Here is a 13,754-nt window from a genome sequence, read left to right on the forward strand (position 1 = left end):
CAGATCAGCCGCTATCGGCAACTCGGGCCCCACCGGCAGATCAGCCGCCATCGGCAGCCCTGGCGTCAACGGCAGGAGGATGGACGGGCGCAGATCCATGACGAAGTCCAGCGGGTTGACGTAGGAGTCGCCCCGCCTGACGCCCCAATGGACACAGGCCAGGACTCCGCAATGGCCGGGCTGCAGTGTGCCGATCGCTTCGCCCTTGGCTACCACGTCCCCGGCCTTCAGGGGGCTCTCCACGGGCTCGAAGCTGCTTCGGAGCCCATCGCCGTGATCGATCGTGATCACAGGGCGGTCCACCACCACGCCCACAAAGCTGACAGTGCCGGGCTCCGGGGAGGCGACCGGGACGCCGTCGTGAGCTGCCCGAAGATCCACGCCGCGATGGCCGCTCATCCACGGCTTGTCCGGCGGGTCAAAGGCGCGCAGCACCGCAGGCCTCGGGGAGAGCGGCCAGTCCCAGGACGCGTGCGGCGCTGCCGCCTGCGGAACCGCTGCAGCCCGGGCCGCCGGGTACTGAATCCCTGCCGCCGGCGGGGAGGACGCGTGCGGGGCTGCCGCCTGCGGAACCGCTGCGGCGGCGGGCAGCACCAGCACTGCGGCGAGGAGCAATGTGGCTTTCATGTCCCCAGCATTCCCGCCCGCGTCAGCCGGCAACAGGGACCGTTTTGGCTATGTGGAAAACCCCCGCCGGGGGAGTGCCCGCTGTCCATTGGCGAGGGGTCCGCTGTAGTACACTTGGTGGAGCAGTTTGCTGTGCCCTCAACGCTTTGCGTCGGCACGCCTCATTCAGGAATGCGGGGGACCAGCAGCTGACTACGCGCATCCAGACCTCCGATTCTGAAGCCCAGGCTTCGTATGAGGAGGATTGTGCCTCTTGCGGTCAGGGCTTTGCGGTCCTGATGAGAGTCGCAAAGGATGCCAGGAGCACGGCCCGCCTTGGGCCACGCTAATCAACCGTCAACTATTGGCAGGGTAAGAGGGCCGCGATGCTTTCTCATGAATGACCTGCCGGAAGGAGCGCCGGCATGCCCGTCGTAACTATGCGCCAGCTGCTTGACAGCGGCGTCCACTTTGGACACCAGACCCGCCGTTGGAACCCGAAGATGAAGCGATTCATCTTCACGGAGCGCAACGGCATCTACATCATTGACCTTCAGCAGTCACTGTCCTACATCGACCGTGCCTACGAGTTCGTGAAGGCCACCGTTGCACACGGCGGCACCGTACTCTTCGTCGGCACCAAGAAGCAGGCCCAGGAAGCAATCGCTGAGCAGGCTACCCGCGTTGGCCAGCCCTACGTGAACCAGCGCTGGCTCGGCGGTATGCTGACCAACTTCCAGACCGTTTCCAAGCGCATCCAGCGCATGAAGGAACTGGAAGAGATCGACTTCGACGACGTCGCCGGCTCCGCTTACACCAAGAAGGAGCTGCTGCTCCTTCGCCGTGAACTCACCAAGCTGGAAACCAACCTTGGCGGTATCCGCAACCTGACCAAGGCACCGTCCGTGCTCTGGATCGTGGACACCAAGAAGGAACACCTCGCCGTTGACGAAGCCAAGAAGCTCAACATCCCCGTTGTGGCCATCCTGGACACCAACTGCGATCCTGACGAAGTCGACTTCCCGATCCCGGGCAACGACGACGCCATCCGCTCCGTGAACCTCCTGACCCGCGTTGTCGCCGACGCCGTTGCTGAGGGCCTCATCGCCCGCAACCAGCGTGCAACCGGCACCACCGAGGCTCCGGAAGAGCCGCTGGCCGAGTGGGAGCGCGAACTCCTCGAAGGCAGCAAGGCTGAAGAGGCTGCTGCTCCGGCTGCAGAGGAAGCCCCGGCTGCTGCCGAGGCTCCCGCCGCTGAAGCTGCTCCGGCCGCCGAGGCTCCCGCTGCTGAGGCTCCCGCCGCCGAGGAAGCTCCGGCTGCTGCCGAGGCTCCCGCCGCCGACGCCGACAAGTAATACAAGTAAATCCGGAATCTTTGGCGCTCCTGGCAGCGCCGAAGCAGCTGACAGGATGGCCGCTCACACAGTGAGCTGCCGTCCTGTCAGTCCGTACACCACATACATTTTCTAGACAGAGGGGTTCACATGGCGAACTACACTGCCGCTGACATCAAGGCTCTGCGCGAGCGCACCGGCGCCGGCATGATGGACGTTAAGAAGGCTCTTGACGAAGCCAACGGTGACGCCGAGAAGGCCATCGAGATCATCCGCATCAAGGGCCTCAAGGGCGCTACCAAGCGCGAAGGCCGTTCCACCGCTGAAGGCCTGGTGGCCGCGAAGGTCAGCAACGGCGTCGGCGTGATGATCGAAGTCAACTGCGAAACCGACTTCGTCGCCAAGGCTGACAAGTTCATCCAGCTGGCCGACAAGGTCCTGGCCGTGGCCGTCGAGTCCGGCGCCGCCGATCTCGACTCCCTCCTCGCCGTCGAGGTTGACGGCAAGCCGCTCTCCGAGGTCGTCGTCGAAGAAGGCGCAGTCCTGGGCGAAAAGGTTGTTGTCCGCCGGATCTCCCGCATCGAGGGCGGCACGGTTGACGCTTACCTGCACAAGACCTCCAAGGATCTCCCGGCCCAGGTCGGCGTCCTGTTCGCTGTTGACGGCGAAGGCGAAGCTGCTGCCACCGCCGCGCACGACGTCGCAGTGCACATTGCAGCGATGTCCCCGAACTACCTGACCCGCGAAGACGTTCCGTCCGACCTGGTTGAGTCCGAGCGCCGCATCGCCGAAGAGACCGCCAAGGCTGAAGGCAAGCCCGAAGCTGCGATGACCAAGATTGTGGAAGGCCGCGTGACGGGCTTCTACAAGGGTGAGGTGCTGGTTGACCAGGCATTCGCCAAGGACGCCAAGAAGTCCGTGGCACAGGTCCTCGAAGAGGCCGGTGTCAAGGGAACTGCTTTCGCACGTTTCCGCGTCGGCTCCTAGCCGAAACTGCAAAGGGGTGGCCACTTCGGTGGCCGCCCCTTTTGCATGCGCCGGCGAATGGCCGAATGAGACCTTTGGACGCCAGGCACGATAATCTTTTCAGAGTTCACCAACGGGAAGGCACCCATGGAAGCCGTCATTACTTCAAATCAGCCAGAGAAGAGCCGGCGACGCGTCCTCCTGAAACTCTCAGGTGAGGTCTTCGGTGGAGGGAAACTCGGCGTCGACCCCGACACCGTCCGCGACGTCGCCAAACAGATCGCCGCAGCCGTCCCGGAGGTGGAAGTCGCCATCGTCGTCGGCGGCGGAAACTTCTTCCGCGGAGCGGAGCTGTCCCAGAGCGGGATGGACCGCTCGCGCGCCGACTACATGGGCATGCTCGGAACCGTCATGAACTGCCTTGCCCTGCAGGATTTCCTGGAGCAGGCAGGGGTGGAAACCCGCGTCCAGAGCGCCATCACCATGGGCCAAGTCGCTGAAGCGTACATTCCGCGCCGCGCCATCCGGCACATGGAGAAGGGCCGCGTCGTCATCTTCGGTGCCGGCGCCGGGCTTCCGTACTTCTCCACCGACACAGTGGCCGCCCAGCGCGCCCTGGAAGTCCACGCTGACGTCGTGCTGATGGCCAAGAGCGGCGTCGATGCCGTCTACACCGCAGACCCCAAAAAGGACCCCAACGCCGAGCGGCTTGAGACGCTCAGCTACGACGACGCCCTCCGCCGGGACATCAGGGTCATGGACCAGACCGCAATGACCATGTGCAAGGACAACAACCTGTCCATGGTGGTCTTCGGCATGGAAGGCGAAGGCAACGTCACCCGCGCCATCCTGGGCGAAAAGCTCGGTACCCTGGTGACCGCGTAGCTACGGCTAGGATAATTTCAGGACAGTTCCACCCGCTGGCAGGACCCAGCATGGAACCAGGAAGACTGAACCAAGACTGCGCAGAAAACCGGGACCCGGACTGCACTGATTTCTGAGGAGAGACCGTGATCGAAGAAACCTTGCTCGAAGCCGAAGAGAAGATGGACAAGGCAGTAGAGGTAGCCAAGGAAGACTTCGCCTCGATCCGCACCGGACGGGCAAACCCGGGCCTGTACAACAAGGTCCTGGTGGATTACTACGGTTCACCGACCCCGCTGCAGCAGCTCGCGTCCTTCGCCATCCCGGACGCCCGCACCATCCTGATCACGCCGTTCGACAAAACCGCCCTGCGCGATATCGAGCGGGCCCTGAGCGACTCCGAAGTGGGCGCCAACCCGTCAAATGACGGCAACGTCATCAGGATCACTATCCCTGACCTGACCCAGGAACGTCGCAAGGAATACGTCAAGATCGTCAAGACCAAGGGCGAGGACGCCAAGGTGTCCATCCGCAACATCCGGCGCAAGGCCAAGGAGACGCTGGATAAGCTCGTCAAGGACGGCGAAGCCGGCGAGGACGAAGGCAGCCGCGCCGAAAAGGAACTCGATTCCCTGACCAAGGCTCACGTGGACGGCATCGACGAGCTGCTCAAGCGCAAGGAAGCAGAGCTGCTCGAAGTCTGATGGGCCAGGCAGAACAGGCCCCCGCATCGAGGGCGCGGGCAAGGGGGAGCAAGCCGCGCAGCAACCCGACGCCCAAAGCCGGCCGGAACCTTCCCGCGGCCATTGTGGTGGGACTGGCCATGCTGATCGGTGTGCTCGGTGGACTGATTTTCCTCCCGCTCGGCTTCGTGGCCGTGACCACCGGGTTCGCGGTTTTCGGGGTCTGGGAGATCTTCCGCGCCCTGGAAGCCAACGGGACCAGGATGCCCATCATCCCCGTCATGGTGGGCACGGTGGCCATGCCCTTTGCCGCCTATTTCGGCGGGCTCGAAAGCCTGCTCTTTGCGCTGCTCCTGAGTTGCGTCGCCGTGCTCCTCTGGCGTTCGGTGGAAAGCCCGGTCGGATCAGCCAACAGCATCTTCGCCGGCGTGTTCGCTCTCGGCTGGGTACCCTTCTTCATCAGCTTCGCCACCCTGCCGCTCCATACCGCCGGCGTGATGCCTGCGTTGGGCTTATATCCCGGCGGGACAGTGCCGGCCGGGGCGTGGCAGGTGGCCGTGATGCTCCTGCTGGTGGTTTCAAACGACACCTTCGGATACCTGGTTGGCGCGTCGCTGGGCAAGCATCCGATGGCTCCCAAGATCAGCCCGAAGAAGTCGTGGGAGGGCTTTGCCGGATCAGTTGCCGGGGCCATGGTGATCGGAGTCCTCGCCTGCATCTTCCTCCTGGACAGGCCCTGGTGGGTCGGCGTGATCCTGGCGCTGGGAACAGTGGCGGCGTCCACTGCAGGAGATCTTGCCGAGTCCATGGTCAAGCGTGAACTGGGCATCAAGGATATGAGCAGCATCCTTCCCGGGCACGGCGGAGTGATGGACCGCCTCGACTCCATTGTTTTCGCCTCTCCCGTGGCGTTCGTCCTGTTCGCGGTGGTCTCGGGTGCCTGAGGGCGCCCCACCTGAATACGGCAGTCCAATAGACTGGTCCATAACGTGACCCGGCTCAAGAGCAACAAAGGAACAACAGTGGCATTGGATTTCCAACGGAAAATTCCCGCGTCGTTTGAGCGCGTGCGGGGCAACGAATTCGGCTACAACGCCAAGCAGGTGGACCAGTTCCTCCAGCGGGCCAGGGTGGCGCTCGAGACGCCCAAGGCCGCCACCCACGCCCTCGGCAGCGCCGACGTCCGGGCGGTCTCCTTTGATCCCGTCAAAGGCGGCTATTCCGCCGCCGTCGTGGACTCCGCCCTCGACCGCCTCGAGGATGCCTTCGCCCGCCGCGAGCGGGACGAACTGATCGCGGCGCGCGGCGAAGATGCCTGGCTGCGCGAAATCGGAAAACTTTCCGGCATCCTCCGCGGCCGCCTCCACCGGCCCGATGGCGAACGCTTCCGGCGCCCCGCCAGGAAGAACGTCCGCAGCTACAACATCCAGGATGTGGACAAACTCTGCTACGACCTGATCGGCTACCTCGAAGAGGACAAGCCCCTCAGCGTGGACAACGTCCGCCGTGCCGTCTTCCGTCCCGCCGCCGGCCAGGACGGGTACGAGGAGACCCAGGTCGACGCCTTCCTGGACCGCGTGGTTGAACTGATGGCGGCCATCGACTGATATCCCGGTTAAAGCGGGGGACTTATCCGTCAGGTCCGGGCGTGGGGGACAACGGCGTGTAGCTGCGCCACGAGGATAAATACATGCGCTTTCCGTGGAGTATGGATCCGGCCATGAACCCCAGCCCGCAAACCGCCCCGACCAGGACTGCCAGGGCGGTCCCGGCACCCAGGATCATCGCAAAGGTTCCCAGGATGATCGCGATCAGGGCGGTGTTTGCCATCTGGATAAAGACCATGCTGCTCCCCGCCACCTGGCTCCAGGGTCTCCGCGGACCAAGAAAAAAATAGGTTTGCCGGGAACCGGGCAGGTCATCATGACGGCCGGCCATCAGGTACGGCGCGAGACCCGGGTCAAGGTCAACGTAGGCTGCCCGCAGTCTGTTCATGGCCACGACGTACATCAGGTCCTCCAGGCCGACGTTCATCACCCGGACCTGGGTCAGCAGGCCGATCACCAGGTCGGCGAGGAGCACAGCCATCGCCAGGATGATGAACGCGTCCGAGAACCTTGTGGCCTGACCCACCAGCGCCAGGCTCACCAGGCTGGCTGAGGTGAAAGTCAGGAACATGCTGATCCGCGTCAAAACCTCGCCCTGCGTGGTGCTCCGGGAGGCCAGCAGGGACCAGTGTTCGGTGGCGAGCAGCTGGGCCCGGACCGCCGCCGGAACACCTTCAGGCCCGGAGGCAGTGTTTCCGTCCTGCGTGGACATGCGGTAATTCTCCACCTTTGGCCCTCACGGCGCGAGGGGAGCGGACGAGGACGGCGGGTCCCGCCGCCGTCGTACCCGCTGCGGCGGCCGTGGCGGCCGGTCCGTGGTGGCTGCCGTCTGTCTCAGCGTTCGGTGACCAGCGGACGTTCCGGGGTGTGCAGCCGGGTCATCACCCGTGCCATGGTCCGCGGGATCCGCTTCCGGGTGGCAAGGGAGACGGACACCATGACGGCGAAGGCTGCCGGCACGGACCAGGCCGCAGGCTGGGCCAGCCAGAACGGGGTGCCCGCGGCTCCGAGGAGAGAGCCGGACACCATGGCGCCGCCGCAGAGAATGCCGCCCGTGACCATCCCGGCAATCGCGCCGGCGTCCGTCAGTCCGCGCCACCAGATGCCCAGCAGGAGGACAGGGCAAACCGTGGACGCGGTGAAGGCGAACACCAGGCCCACGCTGCCGGCCAGGGCCAGCGAGTCTGTCATAAAGGCAAAGCCCAGCGGAACCAGGGCCGCGATCACGGCTGCCAGCCGGAAACCCCGCACGCTGCCGTCCAGTACGTCCTGGCTGATGACCCCAGCCAGCGAGACCACCAGGCCGGAGGTGGTGGACAGGAAGGCGGCGAACGCACCTGCCACCACCAGCGCCGAGAGCAGGTCGCCGGCCGTCCCGCCGATGAACTGCCCTGGCAGCAGGAGAACCACCGCATCGGCCTGGCCCGAGCGGGCCAGTTCCGGAGCGAACATCCTTCCCAGGAGCCCGTACGCAGTGGGAAAGAGGTAAAACACGGACAGCAACCCCAGGACGATCAGGGTGGTGCGCCGCGCCGAGTGCCCGTCGGGATTGGTGTAGAACCGCACCAGGACGTGGGGGAGGCCTAAGGTGCCAAACAAGAGCGCCACCAGCAGCGAAATGTTTTGGTACGGCCCGGCAGGAGCCAGTCCGGTGGGATTGACTGCGGCCGGAGCCGCGGCATGGTCCCCGGTGCCGGCAAGCGTGAAAATGAGGAAAAGGACCGGCACCGCCAGCGCCGTCAGCTTGAGCCAGTACTGGAATGCCTGCACAAAGGTGATCGAACGCATGCCGCCGGCCACCACCGTCAGGCACACGATGACCACCACAGCCACCGATCCCACCCATGCCGGCAGCCCGGTGCTGATCCGGATGGTCAGCGCCGCCCCGTGGAGCTGCGGCACAATGTACAGCCAGCCCACCACCACCACCACCAGGCTGGTCACCCGGCGGACTGCCCGTGAATCGAGCCGGGCTTCGGTGAAGTCAGGGATGGTGTAGGCGCCGGACCGGCGCAGCGGGGCGGCCACAAAGAGCAGCAGCATCAGGTACCCGGCGGTGTAGCCCACCGGGAACCACAGGGCATCGGTCCCGGACAGCAGGATCAGGCCGGCGACGCCGAGGAAACTTGCCGCCGACAGGTATTCACCTCCGATGGCCGAAGCGTTCCACCAAGGCTTGACGGTCCGCGAGGCAACGTAGAAATCGCCCGTGGTGCGGGAGATCCGCAGCCCGTAGAAGCCGATCACCGCGGTGGCGACTGCAACCACTACGAGGGCCACCAGGCCCACGGCGGGGTTCATTGCGGCCTCATTTGTCCTCGGCCAGATCGCGGTACCGGGCCTCGTTCCTAGCCGCAGTCCGGATGAACAGCCATGCGCTCAGGCCGATCACGGGATAGATCCCGGCACCCAGCAGCAGCCAGTCGAAGGGTATGCCTGCCACCCTCGTCTCGGCCAGTCCGGGCACGGCCGCCAGGAGCAGGGGAAACGCACCGAGGATCAGCAGGAATCCGCCCGCAACCACGAGCGCCAGCCGGAGCTGGGAGCGGATCAGCGACCTGACAAAAAGCTGTCCCACCACTGACTCCTCGGCAGCCTCCCGCGTCTGTGCGGCCGGCCGGGCAGCGGAGTGCGGGGCGGTCACCCGGACCCGCGTCATAGCTGGGGCCGGATCCGGGTGGCCTGCAGCTTCTCCCGGACGGTGGGCAGGTGGCGGCGGCTGATGGGAAGGTTGGCCCCGGCCACGCTGACACTGGGTCCGTCGGCAGAGAGCTTCATTGAGGCCACGTGCTTGAGCGCAACCAGGAAGGACCGGTGGGTACGGATGAACCCGGCATCTGCCCACTGCTGCTCCAGGTCAGCCAGCGGCACCCTGATCAGGTAACTGGCATCCGCCGTGTGGAGCCTGGCGTAGTCTCCCTGGGCCTGGACGTACGTGACGTCGTCGCGCCTGATCATCCGCGTGGTGCCGCCCTGGTCCACGGTGATCATCTCGGGTGCCGGGCCGCCGCCGTCGCGCAGCAGCTCGCTGATCCGGCCCACCGAACGGGCCAGCCGCTCAGCGCGGACGGGCTTGAGCAGGTAATCCACTGCAGCAAGCTCGAAAGCCTCCAGGGCGCAATCCTCGTCGGCCGTGACGAACACTACCGCCGGCGGGTGGCTGCTGCGCGCGATGGCCCGGGCGATGTCCAGGCCGGACACGGCAGGCATATGGATGTCGAGGAAGACGGCGTCCACGGACTCCGTGCTGAGCGCCCGCAGCGCCTCGGAGCCGGAGGATGCCCGGTGGATGGTGCCTATCCGGTCGTCCCTGCCCAGGAGGTAAGCGAGTTCCTCCACGGCAGGTAACTCGTCGTCGGCGACGAGGACATTAATCATGGTCCTACATTAGCCGCCCCATGGTGCTTTGCCGGGGGAGCGGCTCAGGCGTCATGGCCTGGCTGGGACTTGGGCACCCGCATGGTGATCAGCGTCCCTTCACCGGGGGCTGTCTCAATCACCAGGCCGTGTTCGTCGCCGTACACCTGCCGCAGCCTGGCGTCCACGTTCCGGAGACCCACGTGGTCACCGTCCGTGTGGCCGGCCAGCATGGACTGAAGCTGCGCAGGGTCCATGCCCACGCCGTCGTCCTCGATGGTCACCTGAGCGAAGGCACCCGAGTCCTCGGCGGTGATACTGATATGGCCGGGCCCTTCTTTGGCCTCCAGGCCGTGCCGCACGGCGTTTTCCACGAGCGGCTGCAGGCTCAGGAACGGGATCACGGTGCCCAGCACTTCCGGCGCAATCCGGAGGCTGACCTGCACCCGCTCGCCGAACCGTGCCCGCTCCAGCAGCAGGTAGCGGTCAATGCAGCGCAGCTCCTCGGCAAGGGTGGTGAAGTCCCCGTGCCTTCGGAACGAGTACCGGGTGAAGTCCGCGAACTCCACCACCAGTTCACGGGCACGCGCCGGGTCGGTGTTGATGAACGACGCGATGGCGTTCAGCGAGTTGTAGATGAAGTGCGGGCTGATCTGGGCGCGGAGGGCCCGGACCTCAGCTTCCATCAGCAACGTGCGGGACGCATCAAGCTCGGCCAGCTCCACCTGGACAGCCACCCAGTCGGCCACTTCACCGGTGGCGCGGACCAGGCCGGCGCCGGCCGACGGGGCGAATGCGGCAACCACGCCCACCACCTTGGAACCGGCCTTGACCGGTGCAATGACGGCGGCAAGACTGCCCGGGTTACCGCCGAAGCCCAGGTCCCGGGGCTGGATCACAGCAGTCCGGCCACCGGCCAGCACATCTGCCGCCAGCCCCATCAGGAGCGGTTTCAGTTCTTCCGCTGCACCGTCCCAGGCCAGCACGCCTGCGGTGTCGGTGATCGCGAGCGCTTCACAGCCGAGAAGGTTGCGCAGCTGCCGGCTGGCCTTCGCAGCACCGGCCGGATTGAGCCCCCTACGCAGGTGCTGCCCCGCGCGGGACGCGGCGTGCAGCGTGTTGTAGGTGGCAAGCTCGGCGTCCGTGCCCAGCTCACGGAAGGAACGCAACACCTTGATGCCTGCACCGACGACGACGGCGATCGCCAGGACGATCACCGCGATGGCGGCTGCGGTCAGGAGAGGGGAGTCCGGCATGGTGCCCAGCGTAGCTGCGGGTGCCGTTAGGCGCAGCATCGCAACCGTTGAGCGAACGTTGTGCCGGCGGCTATGGAATGTAGCGCCCATCACGGCGCACAGTGATTGCAGTCACACTGCAGCATCCTGCATGCAGGCGGTGTGAACCAGGCAAGACTCAATGAGGAGGAACGATGGGTAATGATGCCCACACTCCGGACGCAGCGGCGTCCGTAGACTTCGAGCAGGTGCAGTCGACGGCGCGGTTCCAGGAACTGCGCAAACGTCACCGCAGCTTTGTATTCCCCATGGCGGTCGCATTCCTGCTGTGGTATTTCGCATATGTCCTGCTGGCGGACTATGCAGTTGACTTCATGTCCACCAAAGTGTGGGGGAACATCAACATTGGCCTGATCCTGGGCCTGCTGCAGTTCGTCACCACGTTCGCCATCACCGGCTGGTACGTCAGCTACTGCAACCGCAGGCTGGACCCGATCGCGGCGGAGATCCGCCACGAAATCGAAGGCCACGAATTTGATAAGGACGGCAACATCGTGACCGGAGTGAAGAAATGATCGGGATTGCCACGGCAGTAGACGTTGCCGACCTCAAGGAAACCACCCTGCTGAACATGGGGATCTTCGGCCTGTTCGTGGCAGTCACCATGGTGATCGTGATCCGGGCAAGCAGGAACAACAAAACAGCGGCCGATTACTACGCCGCAGGCCGCTCCTTCACCGGTCCCCAGAACGGCACAGCCATCGCCGGTGACTACCTCTCGGCGGCCTCCTTCCTGGGCATCACCGGTGCCATCGCAGTCAACGGCTACGACGGCTTCATGTACTCGATCGGCTTCCTGGTTGCCTGGCTGGTGGCCCTGCTGCTGGTGGCTGAGCTGCTCCGGAACACCGGAAAGTTCACTATGGCCGATGTCCTTTCGTTCCGGCTTAAGCAGCGCCCCGTGCGCATCGCCGCCGCCATCTCCACCCTCGCCGTCTGCTTCTTCTACCTCCTGGCGCAGATGGCCGGCGCAGGCAGCCTGATCTCGCTTCTGCTGGGCATCAGCGACTGGGGCGGACAGGCGCTGGTCATTATCGTCGTCGGCGCCCTCATGATCATGTACGTACTGATCGGCGGCATGAAGGGCACCACCTGGGTCCAGATCATCAAGGCCATGCTCCTGATTGCCGGGGCTGCCGTGATGACCTTCTGGGTCCTCGCCATCTACGGCTTCAACCTCTCCGACCTCCTGGGCGGCGCAGTGGAGACCTCCGGCAACCCGAACATGCTCAACCCCGGCCTGCAGTACGGCAAGACCGAGACGTCCAAGCTGGACTTCATGTCCCTCGGCCTGGCCCTGGTCCTGGGTACCGCAGCCCTGCCGCACGTGCTGATGCGCTTCTACACCGTTCCCACGGCCAAGGAAGCCAGGAAGTCAGTGGTCTGGTCCATCGGGCTGATCGGTCTGTTCTACCTGTTCACCCTGGTCCTGGGCTACGGCGCTGCTGCCCTCGTGGGTGCCGCAACGATCAAGGCTGCACCCGGCGGAGTGAATTCCGCAGCACCGCTGCTGGCCTTCCACCTGGGCGGCCCGCTGCTCCTGGGCTTCATCTCCGCGGTGGCTTTCGCCACCATCCTGGCAGTGGTTGCCGGCCTGACCATCACCGCTGCCGCTTCGTTCGCCCATGACATCTACGCCAGCGTCATTTCCAAGGGCAAGGCCGACGCCGACACTGAGGTCAAGGTTGCGCGCCGCACTGTGGTGGTCATCGGCGTTCTTGCCATCCTGGGCGGCATCTTCGCCAACGGCCAGAACGTGGCCTTCCTGGTGGCCCTGGCCTTTGCTGTAGCAGCCTCGGCGAACCTGCCAACCATTGTCTACTCCCTGTTCTGGCGGAAGTTCACCACCCAGGGCGCAGTCTGGAGCATGTACGGCGGCCTGGGCTCGGCCATCATCCTGATCATCTTCTCGCCGGTGGTGTCCGGTGGAGCGACTTCCATGATCAAGGACGCCAACTTTGCCCTCTTCCCGCTCAGCAACCCGGGCATCGTCTCCATCCCGCTCGCGTTCCTGCTGGGCTGGCTCGGAACGGTCCTGGACAAGAATCGTGAGGATTCTGCCAAGCAGGCCGAGATGGAAGTACGGTCCCTCACGGGGGTCGGCGCCGAGAAGGCAGTGGACCACTGACCTCGGTGGTTTCCTGACCCCTTGGTTTCCTGACCGAGACGGTGGTTTCCTGACCGAGACCGCTGATGCAAAGAACCCCTGTGCTGCGGCACAGGGGTTCTTTGCGTGGCCAGGCTGTCCGCTGGCGCCGGTCAGGCTTGTGGCTTGAGCTTGATGTTGACCATCTTGAGTGCCTCGCCCTCGAAGCGGTAGACGAGGTCGATCTTCCTGTCGCCGTCACAGGTGATGAGGCCGGTGATGTCGGCGGACTTGGTGTTGTTCTCGGTGCCGGCTTTGACGTTGTTGTAGGCGGGCTGGCAGCTGCTGTTCATTTCCAGGGTCTTGACGCCGGCGATGAAAGCTTCCTTCGACAGCTGTTCCTTCAGGGCCGGGTCCAGGTAATCGTCGTAGGCTTTGGAGCTGTCGCCGGAGATCACCAGCTTGGTAAAGCCGTCCGCGAGGCCCCTGGCCTGGTTAGTGGCGGCATTGACAACGCTGAGCAGGATGATCACGCCAAGCACAGCCAGCAGCAGGACGCCAGCCGCTATTCCCAGGATGGTCCAGAGTTTCCTGCGCCCCCGGACAGGCGGCTGCCGGCCGGGCAGTCCGAACGGCCCGTCGGCAGGGAGTTGCCCGTCGGAAGGGAGTTGCCTTGGGGAAGGGAGGTAACCCGGGGTGCCGTCCGATACCGCTGACGGGTCAACTGCCGGTGCCGCGTACCGGCCGGGTGCACGGTACTGGCCCGGGGCGCCAATCGGGACTGCCGGAGGCTGCTGCGGCCCGGGTCCGGGCTGGGCCTGCTGGTACGGTTCCTGGGGATAACTCAACATGGAGCCTTTCCGGCAACGCACTGGCTTTGCCTTATTGCTGGGATCCGCTGAACGGCGCCCATCGATACACCATGGAACAGCCTATAACCCAGCCTGCCTCCCTGC

14 protein-coding genes and 1 pseudogene are annotated in these 13,754 nt (G+C 64.9%); 8 read left to right on the forward strand and 7 right to left on the reverse strand.

Annotated elements, in window-relative coordinates; genetic code table 11:
• Positions 1–66: 66 nt before the first annotated feature.
• Positions 67–627 (reverse strand): annotated as a pseudogene (locus ABIA70_RS08760) (M23 family metallopeptidase); the annotation flags it as partial.
• Positions 628–1,031: 404 nt separating this feature from the next.
• Between ABIA70_RS08760 and rpsB the strand changes: the two are divergent.
• The 6 genes from rpsB (at position 1,032) to ABIA70_RS08790 (ending at position 6,060) form a co-directional block, all read left to right on the forward strand.
• The gene (gene rpsB / locus ABIA70_RS08765) at positions 1,032–1,961 is read left to right on the forward strand and encodes a 30S ribosomal protein S2 (RefSeq protein ID WP_354147196.1); all 930 of its coding nucleotides are present in this window, start codon (positions 1,032–1,034) and stop codon (positions 1,959–1,961) included.
• 129 nt (positions 1,962–2,090) lie between these two features.
• Complete coding sequence (gene tsf / locus ABIA70_RS08770; RefSeq protein ID WP_354147197.1) at positions 2,091–2,927, forward strand: translation elongation factor Ts; 837 nt, start codon at positions 2,091–2,093, stop codon at positions 2,925–2,927.
• A 126-nt stretch (positions 2,928–3,053) separates the two neighbouring features.
• Positions 3,054–3,791 carry a UMP kinase gene (gene pyrH, locus ABIA70_RS08775; protein WP_354147198.1) on the forward strand — a complete coding sequence of 246 codons (738 nt, stop codon included), beginning with the start codon at positions 3,054–3,056 and terminating at the stop codon, positions 3,789–3,791.
• Between the two features lie 125 nt (positions 3,792–3,916).
• On the forward strand, positions 3,917–4,474 hold the full coding sequence (gene frr, locus ABIA70_RS08780) for a ribosome recycling factor (RefSeq protein WP_354147199.1): 558 nt from the start codon (positions 3,917–3,919) through the stop codon (positions 4,472–4,474).
• Positions 4,474–5,397, forward strand: a complete 924-nt coding sequence (locus ABIA70_RS08785) for a phosphatidate cytidylyltransferase (protein ID WP_354147200.1) — start codon at positions 4,474–4,476, stop codon at positions 5,395–5,397. Before frr ends, ABIA70_RS08785 begins: the two co-directional genes overlap by 1 nt.
• 78 nt (positions 5,398–5,475) lie before the next feature.
• The gene (locus ABIA70_RS08790; protein WP_354147201.1) at positions 5,476–6,060 is read left to right on the forward strand and encodes a DivIVA domain-containing protein; all 585 of its coding nucleotides are present in this window, start codon (positions 5,476–5,478) and stop codon (positions 6,058–6,060) included.
• Between the two features lie 22 nt (positions 6,061–6,082).
• Here ABIA70_RS08790 and ABIA70_RS08795 read toward each other — a convergent pair whose 3' ends face one another.
• The 5 genes from ABIA70_RS08795 to ABIA70_RS08815 all read right to left on the reverse strand — a co-directional run bounded on the left by ABIA70_RS08795 (position 6,083) and on the right by ABIA70_RS08815 (position 10,673).
• Positions 6,083–6,772, reverse strand: coding sequence for a hypothetical protein (locus ABIA70_RS08795; protein WP_354147202.1), 690 nt, complete (start codon positions 6,770–6,772; stop codon positions 6,083–6,085).
• A gap of 122 nt (positions 6,773–6,894) precedes the next feature.
• Positions 6,895–8,361: a sodium/solute symporter gene (locus ABIA70_RS08800; protein ID WP_354147203.1), complete on the reverse strand. Its 1,467-nt coding sequence runs from the start codon at positions 8,359–8,361 to the stop codon at positions 6,895–6,897.
• A 7-nt stretch (positions 8,362–8,368) separates the two neighbouring features.
• On the reverse strand, positions 8,369–8,719 hold the full coding sequence (locus ABIA70_RS08805; protein WP_354147204.1) for a DUF485 domain-containing protein: 351 nt from the start codon (positions 8,717–8,719) through the stop codon (positions 8,369–8,371).
• Positions 8,716–9,438 carry a LytR/AlgR family response regulator transcription factor gene (locus ABIA70_RS08810; RefSeq protein ID WP_354147205.1) on the reverse strand — a complete coding sequence of 241 codons (723 nt, stop codon included), beginning with the start codon at positions 9,436–9,438 and terminating at the stop codon, positions 8,716–8,718. The genes ABIA70_RS08805 and ABIA70_RS08810 overlap by 4 nt, the downstream gene beginning before the upstream one ends.
• Positions 9,439–9,482: 44 nt before the next feature.
• A complete protein-coding gene (locus ABIA70_RS08815; protein ID WP_354147206.1) occupies positions 9,483–10,673 on the reverse strand; it encodes a sensor histidine kinase in 1,191 nt (396 codons plus the stop codon).
• A gap of 173 nt (positions 10,674–10,846) precedes the next feature.
• Here ABIA70_RS08815 and ABIA70_RS08820 point away from each other — a divergent pair, with 173 nt between their 5' ends.
• Both ABIA70_RS08820 and ABIA70_RS08825 read left to right on the forward strand, forming a co-directional pair.
• The gene (locus tag ABIA70_RS08820; RefSeq protein ID WP_354147207.1) at positions 10,847–11,227 is read left to right on the forward strand and encodes a DUF485 domain-containing protein; all 381 of its coding nucleotides are present in this window, start codon (positions 10,847–10,849) and stop codon (positions 11,225–11,227) included.
• Positions 11,224–12,840, forward strand: coding sequence for a monocarboxylic acid transporter (locus ABIA70_RS08825; RefSeq protein ID WP_354147208.1), 1,617 nt, complete (start codon positions 11,224–11,226; stop codon positions 12,838–12,840). Before ABIA70_RS08820 ends, ABIA70_RS08825 begins: the two co-directional genes overlap by 4 nt.
• A gap of 131 nt (positions 12,841–12,971) precedes the next feature.
• Here the strand turns inward: ABIA70_RS08825 and ABIA70_RS08830 are convergent, their stop codons facing one another.
• The gene (locus ABIA70_RS08830) at positions 12,972–13,649 is read right to left on the reverse strand and encodes a hypothetical protein (protein WP_354147209.1); all 678 of its coding nucleotides are present in this window, start codon (positions 13,647–13,649) and stop codon (positions 12,972–12,974) included.
• Between the last annotated feature and the right edge of the window lie 105 nt (positions 13,650–13,754).

This window comes from Arthrobacter sp. 754, from assembly GCF_040548695.1.
GTDB lineage: Bacteria > Actinomycetota > Actinomycetes > Actinomycetales > Micrococcaceae > Arthrobacter.